The organism is Pseudomonas sp., from assembly GCF_017744435.1.
Lineage (GTDB): Bacteria > Pseudomonadota > Gammaproteobacteria > Pseudomonadales > Pseudomonadaceae > Aquipseudomonas.
In genome coordinates this window covers 89,033-105,113 of record NZ_JAGIBG010000016.1, presented here as the reverse complement: position 1 = coordinate 105,113, position 16,081 = coordinate 89,033, and the positions used below count along the sequence as shown (strand labels likewise).

The following is a 16,081-nucleotide window of genomic DNA, read 5'->3' as shown; positions in this document are numbered from 1 at the left end:
GGCGCATCGCGGGCGGCGCTCGGTTTCACAGGCGCTGAAAATGCCAAGGCGAACAAACCCGGCTCCCATTGAAGATCAGGTAAAGCAACCCAGCCAGCACCAACCCGGCAATCCAGCTGACATCCGCCCCGATCAGCCTGGCGAAGTACCCCTCGAAGAACGACAACTTCATGAACGGCACCGTGCCGATGATCGAAACCCCATACACCATCATGGTTTTACGGTTCCACCCCCCGTACCGGCCTTGCGCATCGTAAAGGTCGTCAATGCTGTAGCTGCCCCGCCGCACCACGTAGTAATCCACCAGGTTGATCGCACTCCAGGGAATCAACAGGTACAGCTGCCCGATCAGGATGTCGGCGAAGAAGGTGTCGAAGTGGTACTGGGTCTGTGTGGCAATGGCACAGGCCAGCACCGACAGCACCGCCATCAGCAGGCTCTTTGTCCCCTGCCGTACCTGCTGCAGCCTGGCAAAACCACTGAAGATCGTAGTGGTCGACATATAGGCGCTGTAGAGGCACAGCACGTTGTACTGGATGACGCCCAGGGCGATCACGACCAGGGCGGCGGGTGCCCAGGGGCCGAACAGGTTGGCGATCGCGCTGCCCGGGTCGACGCTCAGTGCCGAGGGCACCACCGCGGCTAGCGTGGCCCCGAGCGCCATCATACCCAGCGAACCCAGGGCGCAACCGAAGTAGGTGGTCCAGAAGGTGTGCCGGGTATCGACATCGGCGGGCAGGTAGCGCGAGTAATCCGCCACATAGGGACCGTAACCCAAGGTCCAGGAGGCGGCCTGGGCGATCACCAGGTTGAACACCGGCATCGAAAAGCCGCCCGCCTCACTGGGTAGAATCCCTGATACGTTGGCCCGGGTCAGGATCAGGATCAACGCGGCACCGAACACCACCGACGACAGCACGCTCATCCAGGCGCCCAGGCGGTGAATCAGTTCATAGCCGACGACGCCAATCAGAAAGGTCGCGACTGCGACGATCACGATCGCCTGGTTGTCGGTGACCGGCAGCAGCGCCTTCAACGGGTCGCGCAACAGCACGCCGCTGGCCGCCATGAACAGCACCGCTGCGGTCACCATCACCAGCAGCGGTATGGCGGCGCCGAACACGCCAAACTGCGCGCGGCTCTGGATCATCTGCGGTACGCCCAGGTGCGGGCCTTGCGCCGAATGGGCGGCCATGAACACCGTGCCCAGCATGCAGCCGATGACCAGCCCGGCCAGCGTCCACAGCAGGCTCAGCCCGGAGGCCACACCCAAGGTTCCGACCATCAGCGCGGTCACCTGCAGGTTGGAGCTGAACCAGACGCTGAACAGCCGACGCGGCCGGCCATAACGCTCGCTGTGGGGCACGAACTCGATGCTGCGCTTCTCGATCATGGCGCCACCTGCGCTTTGACTTCAGCAAGGCCCGGCTGGCCATCCCAGGTGGTCACGCCCGCCAGCCAGCCGTCGAGCACCTGCGGGTTCTGCTTCAACCAGGCCCTGGCAGCGGCCTCCGGCTCCATCTTGTCGTACAGGATGGAGCCCATGATGTGGTTCTCCATGTCCAGGGTGAAGCTCAGGTTGCGCAGCAGTTGGCCGACGTTCGGGCACTCGTCGGCATAGCCTTTACGGGTACTGGTGTAGACCGTGGCATCGCCGAAGTCCGGGCCGAAGTAGGCGTCGCCGCCAGTGAGGAACTTCATCTTGAACCGCGTGTTCATCGGGTGCGGCTCCCAACCCAGGTAAAGGATCGCCTGGTTGCGCCGCTGCGCGCGCTCGACCTGCGCCAGCATGCCCGACTCGCTCGATGCGACCACCGAGAAACCCGCATCCTTCAGGCCGAAGGCATTGTCACCAATGGCCTTGATCACGGCGTTGTTGCCGCCGTCGCCAGGCTCCAGGCCGTAGATCTTGCCGCCCAGTTCGTTCTTGAAGCGGGGGATATCGGAGAAGTCCTTCAGCCCCTGGTCCCACAAGGTCTGCGGCACCGCCAGGGTGTACTTGGCGTGCTGCAGGTTGACCCGCACGATATCGATGGCGCCTGCGTCGCGGTGGGGTTTGAGGTCAGGCTCCATGGTCGGCAGCCAGGTGCCCAGGAACACATCCATGTTCTTGCCATCGGCCAGGGCCTTGAAGGTCAGCGGCACCCCCACCAGGGTCGACTTGGTCTGGTAGCCGAGGCTTTTCAGCAAGGTGGTGGCAATCGCGGTGGTGGTCTGGATGTCGGTCCAGCCGGGGTCGGACATCCGCACCAGGCGGCATTGGGGCGGCTCGGCGGCATAGGTGTGCGCACTCATGGCCAAGGCGGAGCAGAACATAACGCGCAATGCATTTTTCATGACGCAAATCCTCTCTGTGGCAGCTATGGGAAGCGGCAGTTTTTGTTATTCAGAGGCAACGCAGTCTTGTCGTTATCTGGCCCAGCGGGTGATGCGTGCTAACGGCGAATACCGATGACGCGGCCACAGTAGCCGGGGCGCGTCAGCGTTCGATGGGCCTGGAAGATCGCGCTGATCTTCGCTTCGACGGACGTGGCGAACTTCGCCGCACGACCGGCTTCGCTAGCGATGTTCATGAGCATCTGCTCGCTGGCAGCCAGCAGTTCTCCATCCTTGGGGCGATACAGGTGATGGACGATGTGCAGGCGCTTGCTGTCATGGTCGATCACCTGGGTAAACACTTGCACCTCCTCCCCTAGCCGGGTTTCGCTCAGGTAGTTGATATGGGCCTCCAGCGTGTACAGCGTATGGCCGTAGAGGGCCCGGCCGTCGGCGTCGAGGCCGATGTGATCCATCAGCGCATCGGTGGCATGGCTGAACAGCAGAAAGTAGAAGGCATCGCGCAGGTGCCCGTTGTAGTCGATCCAGTCTTCGCCGATGGTGGCCTGGTGAATCAGCAGCAGGTTGTTCACGAACAGTTCCTTGCAGAAGTCATGGCGTTCGACTCAGAGGTCGAGCACCAGTGTTTGCGACAGTGCGCGGGACACGCAGATCATCATCACGTCGTTGTTCTTGCGCTCGGCCGGCGTCAGCACGCTGTCGCGATGGTCCGGCGCGCCGTCCAGCACACAGGTTTCGCATGAGGCGCAGGTACCCTCCCGGCACGAACTTTCCACGCGCAGGCCGTTGGCTTCCAGCACCTGGAGAATGTTTTGGTCCGCGGGCACTTCGAAGGCCTTGCCGCTGCGTGCCAACTGGACGGTAAAGGGCTTGTCGGTTGCCGTGGTCTTCGGCTCCTTCGGGGTAAACCACTCGAAATGCACCTGCTCTTCGGGGTAACCGCGCGCGGCGGCTTCGACCGCGAGCATGAAGGGGGTCGGGCCGCAGGTGTAGAAATGCACATTGGCAGGCTGCTGGCCGATGGCTGCAGTGATATCGAACAGCCCACCGACCTCGTCATCGGCATGCAAGGTGACCCGATCGGCAAAAGGCTGCAGCGCCTCCAGAAACGCTGCCCGCTGGCGACTGCGTACTACGTAGTACAGATGCCACGGACGCTGATTGGCCTCGCACCACTGGATCATCGACCAGACCGGCGTGATACCGATGCCGCCCGCAAAGAACACGAAACCCGGGGCGTCTTCCTCCAGCGGGAAATGGTTGCGCGGCGCGCTGACTGTCAGCGTGTCGCCCACCCGCAGCGACTGATGCACATGCCGGGAGCCGCCGCGGCTGACGGGCGACAGGCCAACGCCCACGCAGTAGCGATGGGTATCGCGGGCGTCATTGCACAGCGAATACTGGCGTACCAGTTCGCCCGGCAGATGCAGCTCGATATGGGCACCGGGCTTGAACGGCGGCAATGCTGCCCCATCCGGCGAACGCAGCTCGATGACCACGACGCCTTTGGCCTCGGCAATCAGGTCGGTTATTTGTAGGGTCAATTGTTCAGGCATGGCAAACCTCACACTGCGGCAAACTGGCCCGAAGCCTGGAGGGCCTCGGGCCGACTCTCAACCGCGCCGAAGCGGCGTGGTCGCCTTCAACATGCGGGTGATCAGTTCGTCCCGCTGCGTGGCAAGGGTCGCCCAGCTGTGCTCACCGGCCTCATCGTGCACGCCCTCGACCAGCATCGAAGCCGTCTGCGCATCGAGGCGAGGGTCGCCCAGGTCGTCCCACCAGCCGTGGAAGCTCTCGGTGTACTTCTGGCAGAACGAACTCAGGCCTTCCGACCCGCCGCCAAGGTGGAACAGCAAGGTCGGCCCCATGGCCGCCCAGCGCAGGCCAGGCCCTGCCCAGACCGCCTTGTCGACGTCTTCCACACTGGCCACGCCGCTCTTGACCAGGTGAATGGCCTCGCGCCACAACGCGGCCTGCAGGCGGTTGGCAACATGCCCCTTCACTTCACGGTTGACCCGGATGGTCACCTTGCCGACCAGCGCATAGAAGCGCTCGGCCTGCTCGACCACACCGGCCGCTGTCTTGTCGTTGCCCATGACCTCGACCAGCGGGATCAGGTGCGGCGGGTTGAACGGATGGCCGAGGATGAAGTGCGACGGGTTCTGCCAACCCGCCTGCATCTCGCCCAGGCGCAGGCCGGAAGCGGACGACGCGACGATGGCACCGGGTTTGAGGGCCGCTTCCAGCTTGGCGAACAGCTCATGCTTGATGGCGATGCGCTCCGGCACGCTTTCCTGGATGAAATCCGCCCCCGCCACGGCGCTGGCAACATCGCCATGGAAACTCAACTGGCCTGGCTCGGCATCGGCCAGGCCCAGCTCGCGCAGGGTCGGCCAGGCGTTGTCGATGTAGCTGCGGACATCGGCCTCCATGGTCGGCGACGGGTCATACACGGCCACATTGCGCCCGGAGGCCAGAAACAGCGCGGCCCAGCTGGCACCGATCACACCCGCGCCAATCACCGCGACATTTTGGAATTCACTCATCAGAAGAACCTCGGTTGCAGGGGGGATGCACTGGTCAGGCCGCCGTCGACGACGAAGCACTGCCCGGTAATGAAACGCGCCGCGTCAGAGGCCAGCCAGGCCACGGTCTCGGCAATATCGTCAGGCTGGCCAAAGCGGCCTGCCGGGTGGCGCGCCAGGGCGTCGGCCTTGGCTTTTGCCGGGTCGGCGGCCATGGCAAAGGCGTCCTCGGCCATCGCCGTCATGATCCAGCCGGGGCAGACCGCGTTGCAGCGCACCCGCGGGCCGTGGTCGACGGCAATGGAGCGGGTCAGCCCATGCACGAAGGCCTTGGACGCGTTGTAGAGGGCCATGGACGGGTCGGCGCTCTGCCCGGAGATCGAACCCAGGTTGATGATGGTGCCGCCGCACTGGACCATGCCCGGCAACACCGCCCGGCACAGGTTGAAGGTGCCGCGGGCGTTGATGCCCATCACCTCCTCCCAATCGGCGTCGGTGCTTTCCAGCACGGTCTTCTCGACTTGCACGCCGGCGTTGTTGACCAGGATGCCCACGCGGCCAAAGCGCTGTTCGGCACGTTCTACGATGTAGCGGGCATCCTCCGGGCGGGCCACATCGGCCTGCACCCACTCCACCGCACTGTCCAGATGCCGTGGCCTGGCGCCACGCCCGCAGGTGACGACCTGGCGCCCTTGGGCGAAGAATTTCTCGACGATGGCCAGGCCGATGCCACGGCTGCCACCGGTCACGATCACTGCTGATTTGTCCATGTGGGTCACCCGTGCGCGAGCATGACGTGGCGAACGCTGGTGTAGGCGTCGAGCGCGAACACCGACATGTCACAACCGTGGCCTGAGCCTTTCATTGCGGCCCAGGGCATTTCCGGCGTGGCCACACCGTGGGTGTTGACCCAGGTGAAGCCGTAGCGCAGGCGGCTGCTGGCCGCCATGGCGCGGCCACTGTCACGGGTCCACAGCGACGAGGCCAGGCCATAGCGGGTGGCGTTGGCGATCGCGACCGGGTCTTGCCCTTCAGTGAAGCGCGACACCGAAATCACCGGGCCGAACAGTTCCTGGGTGGCGATTTCCGCGTGATGGTCGACATCGGCAATCACGGTCGGGCTGTAGAAGAACCCGCCGCCGGGCTCGACCGTGCCCCCCGTCACCACCTCGGCATAGGCCCGGGCGCGCTCGAAGAAACCGGCCACCCGTTGCCGGTGCAGTTCGGTCACCAGCGGCCCCATCTCTGTGCCGGCGGCCCTGGGCGCACCGACCTTGATCGTCGCCGCCGCTTCGGCCAGGGCACTGACCACGCGGTCATAGACCTTGCTGGCCACCAGCACCCGGCAAGGCTGGGCGCAATCCTGGCCGGCATTGAAGAACGCCGTGGCACGCAAGGTGGCGACCAATTTTTCGATGTCGGCATCCTCATAGACGATGACCGGTGCCTTGCCACCCAGCTCGACATGCACCTGGCGCATCTGTTGCGCAGCAGCGCGCATGGCTGCGCTGCCGGTGGCTGGCGAACCGGTGATGCTCACGGCTTCGATGCCCTCGGCATTGATCAGCCGGGCCCCGGTGGAACTGCCCACCCCGTGGACGATATTGATGACGCCCTTGGGCACCACGTCCGCCAGCAGCTGCCCCAGCCGCAAGGTCGACAGCGGGGTCACCTCGGAAGGCTTGAGCACTACGCTGCAACCGGCCGCCAGCGGTGCTGCCAGCTTCCAGGCGGCCATCATCAGCGGGTAGTTCCACGGCGCGATGGCCGCCACCGGGCCGATCGGGTCGCGCCGGATCAGGCTGGTGTGCCCGGCCACATACTCGCCCGCCGCGACACCGGCCAGGGTGCGGGCTGCACCGGCAAAGAAACGGAAGGTGTCGAGGGTCAGCGGCATCTCGTCATTGAGTGCCGATGGCCAGGGCTTGCCGACGTTCTGGCTTTCCAGTGCGGCCAGTTCTTCGGCATGGGCCTCGATGACCCCGGCAATGTCCTGCAGCAGCGCGGCGCGCTGCGCCGGGGTGGTCTGCGAATACGACTCGAAGGCTTCATGGGCGCTGCGCACGGCGCAGTCCAGCTGAGCGTCATCCGCCTGGCCGACGCTGACAATCGCTTCCCCGGTGGCCGGGTCGATGACAGTCAAGGGCGCAGCGGCGCCCTCGACGAGCTCGCCGTTGATCAACATTTTGTTATGCATGGCGTATCCCCATCGCGAATCACAAGGTGATCTTGTCGCGCCCTTTCAAGCCCAGGCGCGCCCGGGCTTCTGCAGGCGTGGCCACCTTGAGCCCGAGGTTTTCGATGATCGAGCGGATCTTCAGCACCTGTTCGGCATTGCTCCTGGCCTTCTCGCCAGCACCGATGAACAGGCTGTCTTCCAGGCCGACCCGCACGTTGCCGCCGAGCATTGCCGCCTGGGTGGCAAAGGCCATCTGGTTCTTGCCTGCCGCCAGCACCGACCATTCGTAATCCTTGCCGAACAGCTTCTGCGCCACGGTGTGCATGTGCATCAGGTTGTCCAGGTCGGCGCCCACGCCCCCCAGCACACCGAACACGATCTGGATCAGGAACGGTGGCTTGACCCAGCCCTGGTCGATCACCCACGCCAGGTTGTACAGGTGGCCCAGGTCGTAGCATTCGAATTCGAAGCGGGTACCGTGGCCTTCGCCCAGCTCCTTGACGATGTATTCGATGTCGGCAAAGGTGTTGCGGAAGATGAAGTCGCGGGTGCTGTCGAGGAAGGCCGGTTCCCAGTCATGCTTCCAGTTCGAATACTTGGCCTTCATCGGGAAGATGCCGAAGTTCATCGAACCGACGTTCAGCGAGGCCATCTCCGGGCTCACCGCCAGCGCCGCACGCAGGCGCTCCTCGCGGGTCATGCCCAGGCCGCCGCCGGTGGAAACGTTCAGTACCGCATCGCTCTGGCGGTGGATCTGCCCCATGAAATCCTGGAACAGCTCCGGGCGCGGGTCCGGCTTGCCGGTCTCGGGGTTGCGGGCATGCAGGTGGATGATCGAAGCCCCGGCCTCGGCGGCCTCGATGGAAGAATCGGCGATTTCCTGCGGGGTGATCGGCAGGTATTCCGACATGGTCGGGGTGTGCACGCCACCGGTGGTGGCGCAGGTGATGATGACGGATTTTGGCATGGCGAGGCTCACAGTTTCATTTGTTGGACTTGGGCGGTCAGGCCGCCATCGAGGACCCACAACTGGCCGCTGGCATAGCGGGCCTCGTCACTGGCCAGCCAGTACACGAGGTTGGCGACATCGGCCGGGGTGCCGTAGCGCCGGGTCGGGTGCACATCGCGCACCGCGCTTTCCAGGCTGGCGATATCACCGTGGTCCTGGAAGAAGCTGCGCAGCATCGGCGTGTCGATGTAGCCGGGGCACACCGCATTGACGCGGATACCCTCGGGGCCGTGGTCGCAGGCCATGGCCCGGGTCAGCGCATGCACCGCGCCTTTGCTGGCGCAGTACGCCGCGAGCCCCGGGTCGGCAATGAAGCCGTCGTAGGAGCCGAAGTTGATCACGCTGGCCCCGCTGCTTTCGCGCAGCAACGGCAAGGCGTGCTTGCTGACCAGGAAGGTGCCGGTGACGTTGACCGCGAACACCCGGTTCCACACCTCCAGGCTGGTGTGCTCGATGGTGTGCTCCACTTCGATACCGGCGGCGTTCACCAGCACATCGAGCCGCCCCTGCTCCCGTGCCACCTGCTGCATCGCCGCCTGCACCTGGGCCTCGTCGGCGACATTCAGCTGCAGCGCCGTCGCCCCCGGCACCGGATGCTGCTGGGAAAGGTCGGCGGCATAGACCAGCGCCCCTTCCTTGAGCAGGCGCTCGCACACCGCGCGGCCGATGCCGCCGGTGGCGCCGGTGACCAGCGCCACCTTGCCGATCAGGCCGCCGCTCATGGCTTCACGCAGCGCGCATAGGCGTCCAGTACCAGGCCATGGAAGTGGTGCAAGGCATGCTCGGATTTACCCGAGCCGTTCGGGTCGGTGACGATCCGGCCCTGGTCGAAGGCCGGGGTCTGCATGCCGCGCTGGACGTTCTCCACCAGCGAGATGTCTTCGACCTGCAGCACTTCATCCAGGTAGCGGATGGCCTCTTTTTCCATGTCGTCCGGTTCAGGGGTTTCGAGGAAGAAGTCGTAGGTCTCGAAGGTACGGTCAGGGCCCATGGGCACGATGTTCAGCACGATCATCGAGCTGCGCCCGGGGTAGCGCATCAGGCAGGTATTGGGCCACAGCCACCACACCGCATGGGTGCGCACGCTGGCCTTGGACACGTCGTAGGCCGAGTTCTGGCCCTTGCCGGCTTCAGCCATGTGGCTGGAATAGATACCGTGGGTCTGCACCTTGTAGGTGTCCATGTCGACCAGGGTGCAGAAGTCCTTGTGCGCGGTCGGGCAGTGGTAGCACTCGAGGAAGTTGTCGACCACGTTCTTCCAGTTGGACTTGATCTCGTAGGTCAGGCGGTGGGCGAAGGTCAGTTTCTCGATATCCGGCGCCCAGTGCAGGATCTCCTTGGCCAGGTCGCCGGACTGCTCGCGCAGCGGCGTGGCCTGCGGGTCGAGGTTGACGTAGACGAAGCCGCAGAACTCCTCGACCTGCACCGGGGTCAGGTGAATCTCTTCCTTGTTGAAGTCCTTGAGCCCGCCGACATGGGGCGCGGCGACCAGCCCGCCGTTGAGGCCATAGCACCAGGAATGGTACGGGCAGACGATGCGCCGGGTCTTGCCTTCACCTTGCAGCACCGGGTGAGCGCGATGCTTGCAGACGTTGTAGAAGGCACGCAGCACGCCTTCCTGGTCGCGCACTACCGCAATCGGGTGACCGGCGATGTCCACCGTGGTATAGGCACCGGGCTCACGGACCTTTTCCACGTGGCACACCCACTGCCAGCTCTTGGCGAGAATGGCCTGCTGATCGAGGCGGAACCACTCCGGGTCGACATAAGCCTCGGCACGCAGGGACTGGGAGCGCAGCGGGTCCGGGTCATACCCCTGCTTGATCGATTCGAATTGGCGAGGATGGATCAGATCAGACATGTCAACGGCCCTTTTATTGTTACAGGCAATGGGGTTTTGCCTGCTCTGTGGCGTTGATAGTGATCCGGGCCGGGGGGATTAAATGTGCAAATTACGCCGTGTTTTATTCAGTTTTCGCCATTGTCGTTTTTAGGCATGAGCCCTCTATTGGCGACCAGCGGGCTTGCCCTGCTGGTGCATTGGCCAAGCCCGGTAGTCGAACGGCACCCGCCCTTCCTGACGATCCTGGCGCGGGGTCAGGCCGAAGCGTTCGCGGTAGATGCGGCAGAAATGCGATTGGTTGGGGAAGCCCGACGCGACCCCGACCTTGGTCAGCGCCAGGTCGGTCTGGGTCACCAGGCCACGCGCCCGGTCCAGGCGGATGTCGCGGTAGTACAAGGCCGGGCTCTTGTGCACCACCTGGCGGAACAGGCGATCGAGCTGCCGTTGGGAAATACCCACCTGCTCGCACAGGTCGGGGATGCTGATCACCTCTTCCAGGTGCCGCTCCATCAGCTTGATCGCTTGCCTGACCGCCAGCGGAATGGTGTGCCCAAGCGGTTGCCGGGCTTCCGGGTTCTGCTGGCTGCTGCCAGGGCGGAACTGCTGGTGGAACACGTAGCGTGCCGCTTCGTTGGCCACGGTTTCGCCCTGCAGGTTACGGATCAACTGCAGCGCCGCATCCGTGGAGGCCGCGCCGCCACAACAGGTGATGCGGTTCTGGTCGAAGACATACAGGTCCTCGACGATGGTCACGTCCGGGTACAGTTCGAGCAAGGCGTCGATATGCTCATAGTGCGCCGTGGCCCGGCGCCCCGCCAGCAAGCCGGCTTCGGCCAGCAGGAAGGTGCCGGTGTCCAGGCCGGCCAGCATGCAGCCCTTGCTGGCCCAGGCCCGCAGCGCCCCTTGCAGGTGGGCGCTGTGGTGCTGCTCCGGTGCCCAGCTGCACGAAACCACGACCAGGTCCCAAGGCTGGTCGCGCACGCTGGCCAGCGACTGGGTGAACAGGTCCATGCCGTTGGACGCGCGGATACCGCCGCCCTCGACCGAGGCGAACTGCCAGTGGAAGCGGCTCTCCCCGCTCAGGTAGTTGGCGGCCCGGAACGGGTCGACGAACGCCGTGGTGGCGGCGGCGTTGAAGTAGGGGAACACGATGATCAGGAAGTTGAACACGTGGATCTCGCTTCGCAGGGGTTGGCCTGATGATACGAGAAAATGCCTGTCGAATTAGCGGATGGGGGCCGCTTTGCGGCCCATCGCAGGCAAGCCAGCTCCCACAGGGACTGCGCTGGGTCAGGCATCGCGCGGTCCCTGTGGGAGCTGGCTTGCCTGCGATGGGCTGCAAAGCAGCCCCCTTTTAGGTACCTCACTCATCCCCTGCCCGCAGTTCCTTGAGCTTCATGTTGGCCTTTGCACCGATAGTCAGGAACGGTTGTGGCGGCAACTGCTTCGGTTTGTCGAAACCGCTGAAGATCTCCACCAGTTCGCTGCGCACGCCCAGTGCCTGATCAGCTGCTGCAATGCCAGCGGCACTGGACTTGGACGCCCCCAGCCCATTACAACCACAGGCCGCGAACACCCCGCGATCCACCTCGCCAAACGCCGGCACGCTGTTCCAGGTCAGCGCCATCGGCCCACCCCAGCGGTACTCCATGCGCAGCCCCTTGAGGCTGGGGAAGCGCGTAAGGAACTTGCCGTCGTGTACCCGCCCGGCACTGCCCACCTGGCTGTCGCCAATGGTAAGGCTCGGGTTGTAGCTGTAGCGCCAGCGCACCAGGATGCGGTCACTGTCACCGTCGCTGATGCGACGCACCGTGGTGCCCATCGGCAAGGCCGGGGTCGCCGCCCAGGTACGCTGGCCCGGCAGGCGCTTGGGGTCGAAAGGTTCGGTCAGCGAGGCATAGGTGAACACGTGCAACAGCTGGCCCTTGAAGAAACCGAAGCTCTGGGCGTGGCCGTTGTTGGCCAGGATGATCTTGCCCGCCGTGACCACACCCTTCGGCGTCTTGATCACCCAGGCGCCACCCACCTGCTTGAACGACAAGGCCGGCGTCTGCTCGTACACCCGCACCGCACCTGCCAACGCATCGGCAAAGCGCCGCACATACGCCGCCGGCTGGATCATCACCGTGCCGGGCATGAACAGGCCCGAGGTGTAGGCCGGGCTGCCGGTCACCGCGCCGATCTGGCGGGTGTCGAGCAGCTCGTAAGGTTCGCCCAGCGCGTCCAGCTGCCTGGCGTACGACAGGATGTGCTCGTCTCCTTGCGCACCACGGGCGACACTGAAGCGGCCGCAGGGGTCGAACACCGCCTTGCCCCAACCCTGCGCTTCGGCCAGTTCGCGGCCCATGTCGATGGCCGTGCGATACAGCTTGATGTCGCGCCTGGCGCGATCAAGCGAGCCGCCGCCCAGGCCTTCGGCAGAGACCTCGTGGGGCAGGTCGATGATGAAACCCGAATTGCGCCCCGAGGCGCCCTCGCCGACGGTGCCGGCTTCGAGCAGCACCACCTTCAGAGTCGGGTCCCGGCGCGTCAGCTGGCGAGCTGCCGACAGGCCGGCAAAGCCGCCACCGATAATCGCCACATCGGCGGTGACGGCACTGTCCAGTGCGGCGTTGGCCACACGCGGCGGCAACATCTCGGTCCAGCCTGAGCTGCCATGGTTGCTGGGCATCTTCGATGCGACGTACATGCTCGCAGCCCCCCGGTCAGGAAGCCGAAGCTTCGCGGTCGATCAGCGGCGCCAGTGCTTCACGCAGCGCTCCCAGCTTTTCCTCGGCCAGGCGCCGCAGCGGACGGCGTGGGTTACCGGCGTCAAAGCCCATGATCTGCGCTCCGGCATACACCGACTGCACGTAGTCGCCCTGCCAGATCAGCGACATCACCGGGGCCAGGTGCTTCCAGATCTGCTGCACTTCAGCCCACTTGCCCTCGCTGGCGGCATTGGCCAGGGCCACGCAGGTCTTCGGCGCCAGGTTCGCACCGCCCCAGATCAACCCTGCAGCACCCGCAAACAACGCATAGGGCACCAGCGGGTCGGCGCCGTTCATGGTCGGCAGACCGGTGCGCGACAACGCGGCCTGGGCCGCCAAGTCGCCGCTGCTGTCCTTGACCGACACGAAGTTGGGGATCTCGCTCAACTGCCTGAACAGCGCGGGCGTGACTTCGACACCCACGGCCTGTGGCACGTTGTAGCCAATGATCGGCAAGCCGACCTGGGCCACCGTCGAGTAGAAATCGATGATGCCCTGGTCATCGGTCGGGCCTTCGAAGAACGGGGGCAACACCATCACACCATCGGCACCGCAGTCCTTGGCGTGGCGGGTGCGCTCGACCACCTCTTCGACCAGCAGCGCGGAGGTCTGGGCAATCACCCGCGCACGGCCATTGATGACCTTGGCGCCGAATACCACCAGCTCCTTGGACTCATCCTTGCTCAGGTACACATGCATGCCGGTTCCGGAACTGAGCACCAGGCCATGCACACCGGCGGCGATGTAGCGCTCGATCAAGTTTTCGAAACGCGCGAAGTCGATCTTGCCCTGTGGATCGAACGGGGTGGTAATGGCCAGGTTCACACCGGAAAACGCGAATGCAGACATGCGGTAACTCCTTATTGTTTTCGGCTGGACGGTCCAGCCACGGCATCGAGCGGTCTGTTGCTCCATGCGAAAAGCCTAAGGTTTCACCTGCAGCGGTTACAGCGACATTTGCGCAGTCAATTGCCTGATTTTCGGTTATGCCAGTGCACCTTGAAAGGGCTCAGGCCTGCCGGCGCGCCACCAGTTCGACCCACACCGGCGCATGGTCACTGGCCTTGGCTTCATTGCGCACCCAGGCGTCGACACCCGCCCGCTTCAGGTAAGGGGCAAGGTCCGGGTTGAGCAGCAAATGGTCGATGCGCAACCCGGCATTGCGCGCCCAGTGATTGCGAAAGTAATCCCAGAAGGTATACACGCGCTCGTCAGGGTGCAGGTGGCGAATGGCATCGACCCAGCCCTGCTCCAGCAGTTGCCGATAACACGCCCGCGACTCGGGTTGCAGCAGCGCGTCCTTAAGCCATGAGCGTGGGTTGTAGATGTCCATGTCGGTGGGCACCACGTTGAAATCGCCTGCCAGCACCGTCGGGTGACCGCTGCCATACAGTGCCTTGGCATGCTCGATGAGGCACCGGAACCAGCGCAGCTTGTAATCGAACTTCGGCCCGGGCTGCGGGTTGCCGTTCGGCAGGTACAAGCACGCCACCAGCACCCCATGCGCAGCGGCCTCCAGATAGCGGCTCTGGCTGTCGTCCTCCATGCCGGGCAAGCCGCGACGTACCTCCAGCGGTTCGCTGCCACGCGCCAGGATCGCCACGCCGTTCCACGACGGCTGCCCCTGGTACAGGCTGCCATAGCCGGCCGCCTCCAGCGCCTGGCGCGGGAACTGCGGGTCGGGCGCCTTGAGTTCCTGCAGGCAGGCGATGTCCGGCTGCTCCCGTTCCAGCCAGGCCAGCAGCGCCGGCAGGCGGCTGCGGATGCCGTTGATGTTGAAGGTGGCGATCTTCAGCGCTTTCATGCGTCGGGGTCGCTGACGTGGGCCTGCACGGCGTCTTCCAGGGCCCCGACATGGGCCTCGTCTGCCAGCGCCTTCAGCGCCAGCCAGTCGTCCCAGTCGATCGCACCATCGTCGCGCAGGGCCTCGGCGCTGCGCACCAGTTCATGGTGGTAGGCATCCGGCGACTCGCGGCGGTAGCTGATGTCGTCGTACTGGGCGTACCAGGCCTCAAGCTCGGGGATGCTGCGTTCGATGCTCATGGGTGACACTCCTCACGGTGCCCTTTGCATGTATGAGCCCTGCCCCTTGGCAACGTTCAACCGCAGCGTCGCTGGCATCCTCTTCATCGATCTGCGCCATGCTCAAGCGCGAAGTCTCCCGTAGCATCAGCGAGCACACGGCAACCAGCGCCAGTGCCGCTGCCCCGTACAACGCCACGCCCAGCGGGTTGTGGTCAGTCAGGATCAGGATCGCCGTGGCGATGCTCGAAGCTGTACCGCCGCCCAACGCCGCGCCGATCTGATAACTGGCCGAAATCCCCGAATAGCGCATGCTGCGCGGGAACTGCTCGCCGAGCAAGGCCGGAATCGGGCCCTGGGTCGCGCCCATCAGCAGGCCGGTCAGGCAATAAGCAAACAAGGCGATGGCGAAGCTCTTCATGCCCACCAGCGAGAAGAAAGCGAACAACCCCATGGCCATGATCACCGCACCGAAACCCATCACCACACGTCGGCCCAGGCGGTCCGACAGGTAGCCGAACAGCGGCGCAGAAAACACGATGGCCACTGACAGAACCAGGTCGAACATCAGCGCCTGGGTACTGCCAAAACCGACCTGCGTGGCGTAGGTGAGGAAAAACGTGCTGCCGATATAGGCGATGGTGCAGTAGCCGAAGGCGACCCCGGTGCACAGCAGCAGCTGCCGTGGGCGCTGGCGCAGGGCCTCGGCCAGCGGTGCACGCGCAGGTCTGGCCTCAGGCATGCTGGCGGGAGCTGGCGCTTTCAACCGTGCGTACAGGCCGATCAGCACCAAGGTGCCACCCAGCCAGAACGGAATGCGCCAGGCAAAATCGACCAGGTTGTCGTTGAAGGCCGCACTGACGATGGCGAACACTGCAGCCCCGAGAATGCCGCCGACACCGATACCCATGCTGGTGAAGCTGCCCCACAGGCCACGCCGCCCAGGCGGCGCCGACTCGATGCCGAACAACGCGGCACCGCCCCACTCGCCGCCGGCGGCAAAACCCTGGATCAGGCGCAGTAGCACCAGCAGGATCGGTGCCGCCACGCCGACGCTGGCATGGCCAGGCAGGCAGCCGATAAGAAAGGTACTCAGGCCCATGAGCAGCAAGGTGGTGACCAGCACCTTCTGGCGGCCGATGCGGTCACCGAAGTGGCCGAACACCAGCCCCCCCAGCGGGCGGGCGAAGAAGCCCGCGCCAAAGGCGCTGAACGCCACCAGGGTGGCGGTCAGGTGATCCATCTGCGGGAAGAACACCTGGGGGAACACCAGCGCAGCGGCGGTGCCGTAGATGATGAAGTCGTAGAATTCCAGCGCCGTGCCCATGCCGGAGACGCAAAAGGTACGGAAAGCGGAGCGGGATGACGCAGGCTGAGTCTGTTGCGCATGCATTGTTGTTGTTCTCGTTCAGCGGG

The 16,081-nt window shown here is 64.6% G+C and carries 16 protein-coding genes; all 16 read right to left on the bottom strand.

Annotation, left to right across the window (positions count from 1 at the left end):
• Positions 1–25 precede the first annotated feature (25 nt).
• Positions 26–1,393 carry a cytosine permease gene (locus tag J7573_RS13340; protein ID WP_294335470.1) on the bottom strand — a complete coding sequence of 456 codons (1,368 nt, stop codon included), beginning with the start codon at positions 1,391–1,393 and terminating at the stop codon, positions 26–28.
• Positions 1,390–2,337 (bottom strand): choline ABC transporter substrate-binding protein, encoded by a 948-nt coding sequence (gene choX / locus J7573_RS13335; RefSeq protein ID WP_294335469.1) that lies wholly within the window; start codon positions 2,335–2,337, stop codon positions 1,390–1,392. The genes J7573_RS13340 and choX overlap by 4 nt, the downstream gene beginning before the upstream one ends.
• A 98-nt stretch (positions 2,338–2,435) precedes the next feature.
• The gene (locus tag J7573_RS13330; RefSeq protein WP_294335468.1) at positions 2,436–2,909 is read right to left on the bottom strand and encodes a thioesterase family protein; all 474 of its coding nucleotides are present in this window, start codon (positions 2,907–2,909) and stop codon (positions 2,436–2,438) included.
• A gap of 33 nt (positions 2,910–2,942) precedes the next feature.
• Positions 2,943–3,893: a PDR/VanB family oxidoreductase gene (locus J7573_RS13325; protein ID WP_294335467.1), complete on the bottom strand. Its 951-nt coding sequence runs from the start codon at positions 3,891–3,893 to the stop codon at positions 2,943–2,945.
• 57 nt (positions 3,894–3,950) lie between these two features.
• Positions 3,951–4,883 carry a 3-hydroxyacyl-CoA dehydrogenase NAD-binding domain-containing protein gene (locus tag J7573_RS13320; RefSeq protein WP_294335466.1) on the bottom strand — a complete coding sequence of 311 codons (933 nt, stop codon included), beginning with the start codon at positions 4,881–4,883 and terminating at the stop codon, positions 3,951–3,953.
• The gene (locus J7573_RS13315; protein WP_294335465.1) at positions 4,883–5,632 is read right to left on the bottom strand and encodes an SDR family oxidoreductase; all 750 of its coding nucleotides are present in this window, start codon (positions 5,630–5,632) and stop codon (positions 4,883–4,885) included. The genes J7573_RS13320 and J7573_RS13315 overlap by 1 nt, the downstream gene beginning before the upstream one ends.
• 5 nt (positions 5,633–5,637) lie before the next feature.
• On the bottom strand, positions 5,638–7,059 hold the full coding sequence (locus J7573_RS13310) for an aminobutyraldehyde dehydrogenase (protein WP_294335464.1): 1,422 nt from the start codon (positions 7,057–7,059) through the stop codon (positions 5,638–5,640).
• 19 nt (positions 7,060–7,078) lie between these two features.
• The gene (locus J7573_RS13305; protein ID WP_294335463.1) at positions 7,079–8,008 is read right to left on the bottom strand and encodes a 3-keto-5-aminohexanoate cleavage protein; all 930 of its coding nucleotides are present in this window, start codon (positions 8,006–8,008) and stop codon (positions 7,079–7,081) included.
• 8 nt (positions 8,009–8,016) lie between these two features.
• A complete protein-coding gene (locus tag J7573_RS13300) occupies positions 8,017–8,772 on the bottom strand; it encodes an SDR family oxidoreductase (RefSeq protein WP_294335462.1) in 756 nt (251 codons plus the stop codon).
• Positions 8,769–9,911 carry a ring-hydroxylating oxygenase subunit alpha gene (locus J7573_RS13295; RefSeq protein WP_294335461.1) on the bottom strand — a complete coding sequence of 381 codons (1,143 nt, stop codon included), beginning with the start codon at positions 9,909–9,911 and terminating at the stop codon, positions 8,769–8,771. Before J7573_RS13295 ends, J7573_RS13300 begins: the two co-directional genes overlap by 4 nt.
• Before the next feature lie 144 nt (positions 9,912–10,055).
• Positions 10,056–11,063 carry a GlxA family transcriptional regulator gene (locus tag J7573_RS13290; protein ID WP_294335460.1) on the bottom strand — a complete coding sequence of 336 codons (1,008 nt, stop codon included), beginning with the start codon at positions 11,061–11,063 and terminating at the stop codon, positions 10,056–10,058.
• 193 nt (positions 11,064–11,256) lie between these two features.
• Positions 11,257–12,582 carry an FAD-binding oxidoreductase gene (locus J7573_RS13285; protein WP_294335459.1) on the bottom strand — a complete coding sequence of 442 codons (1,326 nt, stop codon included), beginning with the start codon at positions 12,580–12,582 and terminating at the stop codon, positions 11,257–11,259.
• 16 nt (positions 12,583–12,598) lie between these two features.
• A complete protein-coding gene (locus J7573_RS13280) occupies positions 12,599–13,492 on the bottom strand; it encodes a dihydrodipicolinate synthase family protein (RefSeq protein WP_294335458.1) in 894 nt (297 codons plus the stop codon).
• A 160-nt stretch (positions 13,493–13,652) separates the two neighbouring features.
• On the bottom strand, positions 13,653–14,447 hold the full coding sequence (xth, locus tag J7573_RS13275) for an exodeoxyribonuclease III (RefSeq protein WP_294335457.1): 795 nt from the start codon (positions 14,445–14,447) through the stop codon (positions 13,653–13,655).
• On the bottom strand, positions 14,444–14,686 hold the full coding sequence (locus J7573_RS13270) for a hypothetical protein (protein WP_294335456.1): 243 nt from the start codon (positions 14,684–14,686) through the stop codon (positions 14,444–14,446). Before J7573_RS13270 ends, xth begins: the two co-directional genes overlap by 4 nt.
• On the bottom strand, positions 14,655–16,058 hold the full coding sequence (locus J7573_RS13265) for an MFS transporter (protein WP_294335454.1): 1,404 nt from the start codon (positions 16,056–16,058) through the stop codon (positions 14,655–14,657). The genes J7573_RS13270 and J7573_RS13265 overlap by 32 nt, the downstream gene beginning before the upstream one ends.
• Positions 16,059–16,081 lie beyond the last annotated feature (23 nt).